The following is an 11254-nucleotide window of genomic DNA, read 5'->3' as shown; positions in this document are numbered from 1 at the left end:
AATGCAGTTCGGCCGTACCTACGAAGAGTTCACCGTCGGCGACGTCTACAAGCACTGGCCGGGGAAGACGGTGACCGAATACGACGACCACCTCTTCTGCCTGCTGACCATGAACCACCACCCGCTGCACATGGACAGCAACTACGCGGAGCAGACCACCGACTTCGGGAAGAACGTGGTCGTCGGCAATTACATCTATTCGCTGCTGCTGGGCATGTCGGTGCCGGATGTCTCCGGAAAGGCGATCGCCAATCTGGAGGTCGAGTCGCTGAAGCACGTGGCACCCACGTTCCACGGCGACACGATTTACGGCGAGACGACGGTGCTGGACAAGACGCCGTCGAAGTCCAAGTCCGACCGCGGCATCGTGTACGTCGAGACCAAGGGCTACAAGCAGGACGGCACCCTGGTCTGCGTCTTCCGACGCAAGGTGATGGTCCCCACGGCCACGTACATCAAGGAGCGCGGCGGCGAGCAGCCCGGCCGCCCCGAGCTTCAGGCCCCCGTGGCCCGGAAGGAGAAGTGACCACATGGCGCGTCTCGCACAGACCGAGGGTCTGACCGACATCCAGCGGGAAATCCTCTCCACCGTCCGGGACTTCGTGGACAAGGAGATCATCCCGGTCGCCACGGAGCTGGAGCACCGCGACGAATACCCCACCAAGATCGTCGAGGGCCTGAAGGAACTCGGCGTGTTCGGGTTGATGATTCCCGAGGAGTACGGCGGGCTCGGCGAGTCGCTGCTCAGCTATGCACTGACGGTCGAGGAAATCGCCCGCGGCTGGATGAGCGTCTCCGGCATCATCAACACCCACTTCATCGTGGCGTACATGCTCAAGCAGCACGGCACGCAGGAACAGAAGGACTATTTCCTTCCGAAGATGGCGGCGGGTGAGATCCGGGGCGCCTTCTCGATGTCGGAGCCGGCACTGGGTTCCGATGTTTCGGCCATTTCCTCCAAGGGCGTGCGGGACGGTGACCACTACGTCCTCAACGGTCAGAAGATGTGGCTCACCAATGGCGGCTCGTCCACTCTCGTGGCGGTGCTGTGCCGGACGGACGAGGGCCATCCGGAGGGCACTCCCCCGCACAAGTCGATGACGACCTTCCTGGTGGAGAAGGAGGCGGGCTTCGGCGAGGTCCGACCCGGCCTGACCATTCCGGGCAAGATCGAGAAGATGGGCTACAAGGGGGTCGACACCACCGAGCTGATCATGGACGGGCTACGCATTCCGGCGGACCGGGTCCTCGGCGGCGAGACCGGGCGTGGCTTCTATCACATGATGGACGGCGTCGAGGTGGGCCGGGTCAATGTGGCCGCACGCGGCTGCGGGGTCGCCCAGCGCGCCTTCGAACTGGGCGTGACGTACGCACAGCAGCGACACACCTTCGGCAAGCCGATCGCCCAGCATCAGGCGATCCAGTTCAAACTCGCTGAAATGGCGACAAAGGTGGAAGCGGCGCATGCCATGATGGTTAATGCCGCACGCAAAAAGGACTCCGGACAACGAAACGACCTTGAAGCGGGCATGGCGAAGTACCTGGCCTCCGAGTACTGCAAGGAGGTGGTCGAGGACGCCTTCCGTATTCATGGCGGCTACGGCTTCTCCAAGGAGTACGAGATCGAGCGTCTCTACCGGGAGGCCCCGATGCTCCTGATCGGCGAGGGCACGGCCGAGATCCAGAAAATGATCATCGGCCGTCGGCTACTTGAGGAGTACCGAATCCAGGGCTGAACGCCCCTTTTGGGCTGTTTTCCGGTAGATAAAGATCACACCGTGTCATCGTTCTTCGGCCACGGATTGGCTCTGGCTCTTGGCCAGTTGCCGCTCGCAACCGATAGCATCCCAGGAAAGCCGCCGTCCCCCGTATCCATACGCGGCATCCTCCGCTACGAAGGTCATCCATGCCCCACAGCCAATCCTCTGCACAACGCGGTCGCGTCCGCCTCGCGCGCGGAGCGTCGCCGTGGCTCCTCCCGACCGTGGCAACGGCAGCGGTCAGCCTGGCCCGGTCCCGTCGCTCGGGACGCTGGGCTGCCGTCGCCGTGCCCACCACCGCACTCGCGGCGGGCATGCTGTGGTTCTTCCGCGACCCCGAACGAGAGATCGCTCAGGGACGCGTCATCTCTCCGGCCGACGGCGTGGTGCAGAGCATCATGCCGTGGAAGGACGGCCGCACCCGCGTCGCGATCTTCATGAGCCCGTTGAACGTCCACGTCAACCGTGCGCCGCTGGCCGGCACGGTGACGTCCGTGGAGCACATCCCCGGCGGATTCGTTCCGGCGTTCAACAAGGAGAGCGAGAACAACGAGCGGGTCGTCTGGCACTTCGACACCGAGCTGGGCGACATCGAGATGGTGCAGATCGCCGGCGCGGTCGCCCGCCGCATCGTCCCCTACGTGCCCCAGGGCACCAAGGTCGAGCAGGGCGAGCGGATCGGCCTGATCCGCTTCGGCTCGCGGGTGGACGTCTACCTCCCGGAGGGAGTCGAGCCGGCCGTCGAGGTCGGCCAGGCCACTACCGCGGGGGTGACTCGCCTTGACCGTGATTGATCCCGAGACCCAGGCGGGCTGGGCGCCGGAGAACGACGGGGACGACGATGACATGCCGCTGTCGACGCGGTTGTCAATAGCGGACACCCTCACGCTCGGCAACGCCATCTGCGGCTTCATGGCCGTGTACTTCACCACCACCGGCGTCCTCATCCCCCACCTGACGGGGACCGAGGACGGCGGGATGGCGCGGCACAGCGCAGCGATGGCCGTGATCCTGATGCTCCTGGCATCGGTCTTCGACCTCTTCGACGGGCTGGTGGCGCGCAAGCTGCGGGCCTCGGCGATGGGGGCCGAGCTCGACAACCTCTCCGACCTGATCAGCTTCGGGCTGGCGCCCGCCTACTTCGTCGTGACCTGGGGCATGGTCGCCCAGGACGCGCACCAGCGGGTGTCGGTGGTCGCGGCGGTGGTGGTGCTGCTGGCGGTCGTGCTGCGACTCGCCCGCTTCTCCTGCGTCACGATCCGTGACGGCATCTTCCAGGGCATGCCGAGCCCGTTCGGCGCCCTGACCGTCGTCGCCATCGTCCTGCTGGAGCTGCCGTTCGTGCCGACCCTGCTGGCGATCATCGGGGTGGCCTGGCTGATGGTGAGCCGGGTCGAGTACCCCAAGCCGCGCGGCCGGCTCGCGGTGGCGATGCTCAGCTGGATCGTGCTCAGCATGGGCATGCTCGCCGCCTGGGCCCTGGACGCCCCCGGCGGCCAGCTGCTGCTCCAGACCGGCTGCTCCCTGCAGGTGGTCCTGGGCGCGATGATCCCGCTGTTCGCGACGGCCCGGAGGGTCAACGCCTTCCGCGACAACCGCCGCGAGTCGCGCGCCGAATCGCGCGCCGCGCACCAGCCCTGAGGGGCGCCCACCCAGAACGCCGAGAGGCCCCGAGCGGAACGATCCGCTCGGGGCCTCTTCGTATGAGGCGGAAGCCTTCGCGTGAGGCGGAAGCCTTCGACGAAGGGTAGCGCGTGCCGCCGCGACGGCTCAGACCCGTCAGACCAGTCAGACCAGGAAGTCCCGCGCCAGGCTCTCCGCCGCCCGCTCCAGCAGCGGACCCGCCTCGGCCATACAGCGGGCCGGGTCCGACTCCAGGTCCGTCAGGGCGTACGCACGCTGGATACCGGCCGCGGCCAGCGCCTCCTGGGACAGCTGGAGCCGCCCGCAGACCGCGACCACGTCGATGCCCGCCGCCCGCGCCGCCGCGGCGACCCCGGCCGGCGCCTTGCCGTGCAGGGTCTGCTCGTCCAGCGAACCCTCACCGGTGATCACGAACGTGGCCCGGGCCAACGCCGGCGCGAACCCCAGCACGTCCAGCATCACGTCGATACCCGGCCGGAACGCGGCGTCCAGCCCGACCAGCGCGCCGTAGCCGATCCCGCCCGCGGCGCCGGCCCCGGGCGCCAGCGCGTGCTCCGCGGCCTTGGGTCCGACGGCACGTTCCAGCACCTCGGCATAGTGCGCCAGAGCGGCATCCAGCGTGGCGACGTCCTCCTCGCTGGCGCCCTTCTGCGGCCCGTAGACCGCCGGCGCGCCCTTGGGGCCGGTCAGCGGATTGTCGACGTCGCTGGCGAGCACGATCTCCGTACCGGCCAGCCGCGGGTCGAGCCCCGACAGATCGGCCGTGGCCAGCGCCCGCAGCCCGCCGCCGCCCGGACCGACCGGCGCCCCGTCGGCGTCCAGGAGCCGGGCGCCCAGCGCCGCCAGCATGCCCGCGCCGCCGTCCGTCGTGGCGCTGCCGCCGACCCCGAAGACGATCGAGGTCGCCCCCGCGTCCAGCGCCGCGAGCAGCAGCTCACCGGTGCCGTACGTGGTGGCCGTGAGCGGCGCGAAGACGCCCTTCGGGAGGTGCTGGAGGCCGGATGCCTCGGCCATCTCCACCACCGCCGTCCCGTCCTCGCGCAGCGCGAAGGTGGCCGTCACCGGCTCGCCGGTGGGCCCGGTGACCCGCGCCTCGTGCCGGGTGAAACCGGCCGCGAGGGCCGCCGCTGTCGTCCCGTCGCCACCGTCCGCGACCGGCACCGCCGCCACGTCCAGACCGGGGACCACGCGCCGCAGACCGGCCGTGACGTGCTCGGCAACCTCGACGGCCGTGAGCGAGCCCTTGAACTTGTCCGCGGCGATCAGCACATGTGCTGTGTTTGTCCTTGCTGCGTCCGCCACCGTGTTTCCCCTTGCTTTTGAACTGGCAGTCGCGCCGCTGTGACCTTATCCGCCCGACGCCCCCGTCGAACAGAGCCGACGAAGATCACCCGTCCGCCCGCACCCCCTCCCACCTCTGGCTCCCGCTTCTCCTCCCGGCCTGCCGCCCCCTAGGCTCACGCCGTGACAACCACGGACGACGACTACGCCACCTACATCGCCGGACTGCCCCGCGTACTCGCGGGCGCGGGCGCCATCTTCCGCGACGCCGAAGGCCGCCTGCTGCTCGTGGAACCCAACTACCGCGACACCTGGGTCCTCCCCGGCGGCACCGTCGAGTCGGACACCGGGGAATCCCCACGCCAGGCCGCGCGCCGGGAAACCGTCGAGGAGATCGGCCTGGACGTGGAACTGGGCCCGCTGCTCGCCGTCGACTGGGTGCGCGGGGAGGCGCGGCCGCCGCTGGTGTCCTACCTCTTCGACGGCGGGGTGCTGGACGCGGCACAGTTCGCCGCGATCCGGCTGCAGGAGGAGGAACTGCTGTCCTGGCGCCTGGTCCACTGGGACGAGGCCGAGACGCTGCTGGCCAAGGACCTGCGACTGCGGGTCCGCGGCGCCCTGGACGCCCTGGAACGCGGCCACGGCCCGGTGGAACTCGAAGACGGCCTGCCGCCGGCCTGACAGCCCAGCGACCGGTGCCCCTACGCGTCGCCCAGCCGGTCGGCAGGCAAGCGCTGTCGGCCGGTACGCGCAGCACGGCCTGGCGCACAGGGCACGGCTGGGTGCCTGGCACTGCGCGGCGCACCGCACTGCTCGGTGCACGGCGCTGCCGGCACTCAGGCGATGGCGGTAGTCGGGCGGTGGCGGTAGTCGGGCAGTGCCGGTACTCGGGCAGTGCCGGTGCGCGTCGCACTCCGGTGACCTCGCTGAACTGCGGTGACTGATCCGCATCACGGTGAGCGAGTCGCAGCGCCGGCGCCGGCGCCCGGGAGAACGCCTCATGTCGGGAGCACGTCTCATACCTGAGTGTGAGAACCGTGGGTTGATTTCTTCCCCGCGCCCGCCGCCTAGCCTCATTCCCATGAAAGAGATCGCAGCACGCATCGCGCGGGTGCCGGGAGTCGTCGGGGTCATGCTCGGGGGCAGCCGCGCACGAGGAACCAACCGCCCGGATTCCGACTGGGATCTGGGGATCTACTACCGGGGCACACCCGACCTGCCCGCCCTGGAGGCACTGGCGGCGGACGTGACCGGCGGCCCCGTCGAGATACACCCACCGGGCGCCTGGGGGCCCTGGGTCAACGGCGGCGCATGGCTGGTGCTGCCCGACGGCAGCCATGTGGACTGGATCTTCCGGGATGTCGACCGTGTGCGGCAGGTGTGGGAGGACTGCCGCGCCGGGCGCTTCGAGACCGGCATGCAGGCCGGCCATCCCCTCGGCTTCTGGTCCCCCGCCTATCCGGGCGAAGTCGCCCTCGGACAGATCCTGGCCGACAGCACCGGGGAGCTCAGCCCCCTCAAGGAGGAGACCCGGTCGTATCCGGAGCCTCTGCGCGAGGCACTGACCGGTGCTGCCGTCTGGGACGCGGGATTCTCGGTGGCCATGGCGGCCAAGTCGTCCGCGACCGCGGACGTGCTGCATGCCTCCCTGTGCCTCTCCCGGGCCATAGGTGCCCTCGTCCAGGCCCTGCACGCCCACCACGGCGTCTGGTGCCTCAACGAGAAGGGCGCCCTGGCCACCGCCGCCACCCTCCCTCACACCCCACCGGACTTCGCCACTCGCGCCACCACCCTCCTTGGCGAACTCGGCCACACCGCAGCCCAGTTGCGCCACTCCGTCACCTTGGCCGAAGACCTGGTGACCGAGGTACAGGGGGTGGTCAGTGCGGAGGGGGGACGGCGTGAGGTCACGGGGTGAGGTGATGGCGTGAGGTGTCGACGTGGCGTGACGACGTTGCGGTGAGGGGTCGGGACGACGGCTCGGGGTGAGAGCTCGGGATGAGGGCTCGGGAGGTGACGAATCAGGTTGACGACTCGGGGGTGACGGGTGGCGTCGAGCCCGCGGGCCTTCGACACTGCTGCCTCCGCCTCTGACCCACCGGACAGGCCCTGGCCCGGTGGGGGCCAGGCCCTGGCTCGGCGGGGAGGGCGGCGGCGCAGGCGGCCGGCGGGACAGGCGGCGGAACGGGCCGGCGGCGGAGCGGGCCAGCGGCGGGGGTCAGCTGCTGACGCCCACCGCGTGGCCGTGGGTGGTGGGGTCGGGGATGAGGTCGAGCATGGCGCGGGCGACGTCGGCACGGGGGATGGAGCTGCCGGACGGACCGGCTTCGACGGCGTGGCGGTAGTGGCCGGTGCCCGGCTTGTCGAGCAGGCGGGGCGGGCGTACGGAGGTCCAGTCGAGGTCGGTCTCGCGGAGCACGGCCTCCATGCGTTCCAGGTCGGTGTAGAGCTCCTTGAGGATCGCCCAGAGCAGGGGGCTGAAGACCCGGTGGCTGAGGAACGGCTGGCCGGCGCCGGCGCGGTTGAGCGGGCCCGCGCTGACCACGAGGAGGCGGCGCACGCCGGTCGCCGCCATGGCCTCGGCGACCGCGCGGGCCGAGGTGGAGGCGGGTCGCAACGGATCGTGGCGGCCGATCTGGCCGATGCCGGAGAGGACCGCGTCGGCGCCCTCGATGGCGGGTTTGACGGAGGCTGCGTCCAGCGCGTCGGCGCGGACGACCGTCAGGCGCGGATGGCGCTCGGTCAGCTTCTCCGGGCTGCGCAGTGCGGCGGTCACCTCGTGACCGTCGGCCAGTGCCTGGCTGACGAGGTGCCGACCGATGCCGCCTGAGGCTCCGACGACGGTGATTCTCATGGCTCCTCCGATGATCTGTCCTGGTCACCCCCGCAGAAGACGGGGTGAGTGAGCACTCACTCACCCACCAGTGTGAGTGAGTGCTCACTCACCTGTCAATGTAGAGTCGTCCCATGAGCCCTGAAGCTGCCGCCCCGCTGTCCGGAGGCGCTCTGACGCGCTCCCGCATCCTGGACGCCGCCGCCGCGCTGATGACGAGCGTGGGGCTGGCGCACACCACGACCAAGCAGATCGCCAAGGAGGCGGGGTGCTCCGAGGCGGCCCTGTACAAGCACTTCCGGAGCAAGGAAGAGATCTTCGTGCAGGTGCTGCACGAGCGGGTGCCGCAGTTGGCGGACGCGCTGGCGGAGCTGCCGGACCGGGCGGGGGACGAACGCGGTCCGGCCGGGCACCTCGCGGAGGTGGCGCTGGCCGCCGTGCGCTTCTACCGGCGGTCGTTCCCGATCGCGGCATCGCTGTTCGCCAGTCCGGAGTTGCTGGCGACGCACCGGCGCAAGCTCGATGAGCTGGGCGCCATCGGCCCGCACAACGCGGGCCGGCAGCTGGCGGTGTATCTGGAGGCGGAGCAGAAGCTGGGCCGGGTCTCAGCCGCGGCCGATCCGCATGCGGCGGCCAATCTGCTGATCGGGGCCTGTTTCCATCGGGCGTTCCTCGACCTGTTCTTCGACGGGGAGGCACCGGCCGGTGTGCTGCGGCCCGAGAGCGAGGAGGAGTTCGCGGCGGAGACGGTACGGGTGCTGTTGGGTGGGCTGACGCCGTCGGGCGACGGCTGAGCGCCCCGGCGAGGGCGGGGGCGGGGCGGGGGCTCGGCCGGCCCTGCCTGGTGTGGCGGCGAACCGGCCGGCCCGTTGCCCCGAACGGCTGGACGCGCGCCTCGACGCCTGGTCATCCAACGCGCCTTGGTCGCCTGGATTCCTCGGCTCTTTGGAACGTCTTGGCCGCCTCCGCTGCCCGGTCGCCTCGGGGGTCTGTACCGCTGGGGCGCCGCGCCGTCTCAGATGCACGCCTCTGCCGGGAAGAGACCGTCGGCGGCGCGTTCGAAGGTGAGGAGGCGGCGCTTGCGGTCGAGGCCGCCGCCGTAGCCGGTGAGGCTGCCGTTGGCGCCGACGACGCGGTGGCAGGGGACGATGATGCCGATCGGGTTGCGGCCGTTGGCCAGGCCGACGGCGCGGGATGCGTTCGGGGTGCCGAGCCGGGTGGCGAGCTGTCCGTAGGAGAGCGTCTCGCCGTACGGGATGGTGCACAGGGCGGCCCAGACGCGGCGTTGGAACGGGGTGCCGTGCAGGGCGAGCGGCAGGTCGAAGGTGGTCCGTTCGCCCCGGAAGTAGGCGCGGAGTTGGGCGATGGTCCGGGCGAAGGGCGGTTCGGTGGGGTCGGCCGGGGTGCCGAAGGTCTCTTGGGGCGGGCGGTGCCGCTGATCGGTCATGTAGAGGCCGCTGAGGGCGTCGCCGTCGGCGACGAGGGTGAGGGGGCCCACGGGGGTGTCGTCGAGGACGGTGTGGGTGACGGGGCCGGTGGGGGCCGTGGTGGGTGCGGGCATGGTGGGGCTCAATTCGTCGGGAGGTGGTTGATGGGGTGGTCGTCGGTCGCCCAGAGGTACTGGACGGCGTAGGCGCGCCAGGGGCGCCAGCGGGCGGAGTGCCGGATCAGGGCCGCGGGGGTGGCGGGCATGCCGAGGCCGGCGGCGGCGCGGCGCAGGCCGAGGTCGGTGGGGGTGAAGGCGTCGGGGTCGCCGAGGGCGCGCATGGCAATGCATTCGACGGTCCAGGGGCCGATGCCGGGGAGTGCGGCGAGGCGGGCGCGGGCCTCGTCCCGGTCGCTGCCGACGCCGAGTTGGAGCGTTCCGGCGGCGAGGGCGGCGACGACACCGGTGAGGGTGGCGCGTCGGGTGCGGGGCATGGCGAGGGTGTCCGGGTCGAGTCCGGCGAGGGCGGTGGGGGTCGGGAAGAGGTGGGTGAGGCCGCCGCCGGGGTCGTCGACCGGTGTGCCGTGGGCGTGGACCAGGCGGCCGGCGTGGGTGCGGGCGGCGGCGGTGGAGACCTGCTGGCCAAGGACGGCGCGGACCGCGAACTCGTCGGCGTCGGCGGTGCGCGGCACCCGGCGGCCGGGGGCCTTGTCGACCAGTGGGGCGAGTTGCGGGTCGGTGCGCAGCAGCCCGTCGACGGCCTCCGGGTCGGCGTCGAGGTCGAGCATCCGGCGGCAGCGGGCGATGGCGCCGGCCAGGTCGCGGAGGTCGGTGAGGGAGAGGCGGCAGTCGATGTGGTCGGGGCGGGGTGAGAGGGCGACGATGCCGTGTCCGTAGGGGAGGTTGAGGGTGCGGCGGTAGGCGCCGTCCCGCCATTCCTCGACGCCGGGGACGCCGGTGGCGGCGAGGTGCCCGAAGAGGTTGTCGGGGTTGAGCGGCTGGCGGAACGGGAGTCGCAGGGTGAGGGTGCCGGGGGTGGCGGTGCGGGGGCCGGGGCGGGCGCGGCCGCGGAGTTCGGTCGGGGAGAGGGCGAAGACCTCGCGGACGGTTTCGTTGAAGGCACGGATGCTGGCGAATCCGGCGGCGAAGGCGATCTCGGCCATCGGGAGTGCGGTGGTCTCGATCAGGAGCCGGGCGGTTTGGGCGCGTTGGGCGCGGGCCAGGGCGAGGGGGCCGGCGCCGAGTTCGGCGCGCAGTTGGCGTTCGATCTGGCGGGGACTGTAGCCGAGGCGGGCGGCGAGGCCGGGGACGCCTTCGCGGTCGACGATGCCGTCGGCGATCAGTCGCATGGCGCGGGCGACCAGGTCGGCGCGTTCGTCCCACTGCGGGGAGCCCGGGCTGGCGTCCGGGCGGCAGCGTTTGCAGGCCCGGAATCCGGCTTGCTGGGCGGCGGCCGCGCTGGGGTAGAACCGCATGTTCTCGGGCTTGGGGGGCACTACCGGGCAGCTGGGTCGGCAGTAGATGCCGGTGGTGAGGACGGCGGTGTAGAACCATCCGTCGAAGCGGGCGTCCTTGGATTGCACGGCGCGCAGACAGCGCTCGGTGTCGGTGTGCATGTCCTCCAGGATTGCTCAGCCGACCGGCGGGGGCTGGCGGAAATCCGACATCAACCTTGGCTCATCAGCGCGGACGTCATTCCCCGGTCGGCCGGTCGGGTGCCGTGTGGTCATTCCTCGGCGAGGGCGGCCTGGTACGCGGCGTGGGCGGGGTCGTCGAAGACCACGAAGCGGATCTCGTCGAAGGCGTCGGGGGTGGTGGCGATCGCGGCGCGGACGGTGGCGACGGCGGTGCGGGCGGCGTCGGCGATCGGCCAGCGGTAGACGCCGGTGGAGATGGCGGGGAAGGCGATGGTGCGGGCGCCGAGTTCGGCGGCGGTCTGGAGTGACTGCGCGTAGCAGGAGGCCAGGAGCTCGCTGCGGTCCTCGGAGGTCGAGTGGACGGGGCCGACGGTGTGGATCACCCAGCGGGCGGGGAGTCGGCCGGCGGTAGTGGCGACGGCCTGGCCGGTGGGCAGGCCGCGGCCGTAGCGGCTGGCGCGCAGGGCGCGGCACTCGGCGAGGATCTCGGGGCCGCCGCCGCGGTGGATGGCGCCGTCCACTCCCCCGCCGCCCAGCAGTGCGGAGTTGGCCGCGTTGACCACGGCGTCGACGGCCTGTTCGGTGATGTCGCCCCGGGTGAGGGTGAGGATGGTGCTCATGGTGGTGAGCCTAGGGCTCGTCCGACCGTGATCGACTGAGCCTTCCCTAGGGC

General features: G+C 71.2%; 12 protein-coding genes. 7 read left to right on the top strand and 5 right to left on the bottom strand.

Annotation, left to right across the window (positions count from 1 at the left end; translation table 11 throughout):
* Window position 1 precedes the first annotated feature (1 nt).
* The 4 genes from ACO0M4_RS07465 (at window position 2) to pssA (ending at window position 3401) form a co-directional block, all read left to right on the top strand.
* Window positions 2–526, top strand: a complete 525-nt coding sequence (locus tag ACO0M4_RS07465) for a MaoC family dehydratase (protein WP_430371286.1) — start codon at window positions 2–4, stop codon at window positions 524–526.
* Window positions 527–530: 4 nt separating this feature from the next.
* Window positions 531–1736 (top strand): acyl-CoA dehydrogenase family protein, encoded by a 1206-nt coding sequence (locus ACO0M4_RS07460; RefSeq protein ID WP_390012158.1) that lies wholly within the window; start codon window positions 531–533, stop codon window positions 1734–1736.
* A 170-nt stretch (window positions 1737–1906) separates the two neighbouring features.
* Window positions 1907–2554: a phosphatidylserine decarboxylase gene (locus ACO0M4_RS07455; RefSeq protein ID WP_100604263.1), complete on the top strand. Its 648-nt coding sequence runs from the start codon at window positions 1907–1909 to the stop codon at window positions 2552–2554.
* Entirely contained in the window at window positions 2541–3401 is an 861-nt protein-coding gene (gene pssA, locus ACO0M4_RS07450) for a CDP-diacylglycerol--serine O-phosphatidyltransferase (RefSeq protein ID WP_430368943.1), read from the top strand. The genes ACO0M4_RS07455 and pssA overlap by 14 nt, the downstream gene beginning before the upstream one ends.
* A 147-nt stretch (window positions 3402–3548) precedes the next feature.
* Here pssA and ACO0M4_RS07445 read toward each other — a convergent pair whose 3' ends face one another.
* Complete coding sequence (locus ACO0M4_RS07445) at window positions 3549–4673, bottom strand: glycerate kinase (RefSeq protein WP_430368942.1); 1125 nt, start codon at window positions 4671–4673, stop codon at window positions 3549–3551.
* Between the two features lie 195 nt (window positions 4674–4868).
* Here ACO0M4_RS07445 and ACO0M4_RS07440 point away from each other — a divergent pair, with 195 nt between their 5' ends.
* Both ACO0M4_RS07440 and ACO0M4_RS07435 read left to right on the top strand, forming a co-directional pair.
* Window positions 4869–5366 (top strand): NUDIX domain-containing protein, encoded by a 498-nt coding sequence (locus tag ACO0M4_RS07440; RefSeq protein WP_430368940.1) that lies wholly within the window; start codon window positions 4869–4871, stop codon window positions 5364–5366.
* Window positions 5367–5766: 400 nt separating this feature from the next.
* On the top strand, window positions 5767–6603 hold the full coding sequence (locus tag ACO0M4_RS07435; RefSeq protein ID WP_430368938.1) for a nucleotidyltransferase domain-containing protein: 837 nt from the start codon (window positions 5767–5769) through the stop codon (window positions 6601–6603).
* A gap of 300 nt (window positions 6604–6903) precedes the next feature.
* On the opposite strand, the gene ACO0M4_RS07430 is transcribed toward ACO0M4_RS07435, so the two are convergent.
* Window positions 6904–7539 carry an NAD(P)-dependent oxidoreductase gene (locus ACO0M4_RS07430; RefSeq protein WP_430368936.1) on the bottom strand — a complete coding sequence of 212 codons (636 nt, stop codon included), beginning with the start codon at window positions 7537–7539 and terminating at the stop codon, window positions 6904–6906.
* 113 nt (window positions 7540–7652) lie between these two features.
* On the opposite strand from ACO0M4_RS07430, the gene ACO0M4_RS07425 reads away from it, so the two are divergent.
* The gene (locus ACO0M4_RS07425; protein WP_430368934.1) at window positions 7653–8312 is read left to right on the top strand and encodes a TetR/AcrR family transcriptional regulator; all 660 of its coding nucleotides are present in this window, start codon (window positions 7653–7655) and stop codon (window positions 8310–8312) included.
* 221 nt (window positions 8313–8533) lie between these two features.
* Here ACO0M4_RS07425 and ACO0M4_RS07420 read toward each other — a convergent pair whose 3' ends face one another.
* From ACO0M4_RS07420 to ACO0M4_RS07410, 3 genes are all read right to left on the bottom strand, one after another.
* The gene (locus ACO0M4_RS07420; RefSeq protein ID WP_430368932.1) at window positions 8534–9079 is read right to left on the bottom strand and encodes a methylated-DNA--[protein]-cysteine S-methyltransferase; all 546 of its coding nucleotides are present in this window, start codon (window positions 9077–9079) and stop codon (window positions 8534–8536) included.
* Window positions 9080–9087: 8 nt separating this feature from the next.
* Window positions 9088–10560: an AlkA N-terminal domain-containing protein gene (locus tag ACO0M4_RS07415; RefSeq protein WP_430368930.1), complete on the bottom strand. Its 1473-nt coding sequence runs from the start codon at window positions 10558–10560 to the stop codon at window positions 9088–9090.
* 110 nt (window positions 10561–10670) lie between these two features.
* The gene (locus tag ACO0M4_RS07410) at window positions 10671–11201 is read right to left on the bottom strand and encodes an O-acetyl-ADP-ribose deacetylase (protein WP_430368929.1); all 531 of its coding nucleotides are present in this window, start codon (window positions 11199–11201) and stop codon (window positions 10671–10673) included.
* Window positions 11202–11254: the final 53 nt, after the last annotated feature.

The sequence above is a fragment of the Streptomyces sp. RGM 3693 genome (assembly GCF_050471125.1).
Classification (GTDB): domain Bacteria; phylum Actinomycetota; class Actinomycetes; order Streptomycetales; family Streptomycetaceae; genus Streptomyces.
Note: the sequence above shows the minus strand (reverse complement) of the source record. Positions and strands in the feature narration are given on the sequence as shown.

Coding starts and splice junctions, on each gene's coding strand:
- ACO0M4_RS07430 (WP_430368936.1), bottom strand. CDS start 7,539: ATGAGAATCACCGTCGTCGGAGCCTCAGGCGGCATCGGTCGGCACCTC.
- ACO0M4_RS07420 (WP_430368932.1), bottom strand. CDS start 9,079: ATGCCCGCACCCACCACGGCCCCCACCGGCCCCGTCACCCACACCGTC.
- ACO0M4_RS07415 (WP_430368930.1), bottom strand. CDS start 10,560: ATGCACACCGACACCGAGCGCTGTCTGCGCGCCGTGCAATCCAAGGAC.
- ACO0M4_RS07410 (WP_430368929.1), bottom strand. CDS start 11,201: ATGAGCACCATCCTCACCCTCACCCGGGGCGACATCACCGAACAGGCC.
- ACO0M4_RS07425 (WP_430368934.1), top strand. CDS start 7,653: ATGAGCCCTGAAGCTGCCGCCCCGCTGTCCGGAGGCGCTCTGACGCGC.
- ACO0M4_RS07465 (WP_430371286.1), top strand. CDS start 2: ATGCAGTTCGGCCGTACCTACGAAGAGTTCACCGTCGGCGACGTCTAC.
- ACO0M4_RS07435 (WP_430368938.1), top strand. CDS start 5,767: ATGAAAGAGATCGCAGCACGCATCGCGCGGGTGCCGGGAGTCGTCGGG.
- ACO0M4_RS07455 (WP_100604263.1), top strand. CDS start 1,907: ATGCCCCACAGCCAATCCTCTGCACAACGCGGTCGCGTCCGCCTCGCG.
- ACO0M4_RS07460 (WP_390012158.1), top strand. CDS start 531: ATGGCGCGTCTCGCACAGACCGAGGGTCTGACCGACATCCAGCGGGAA.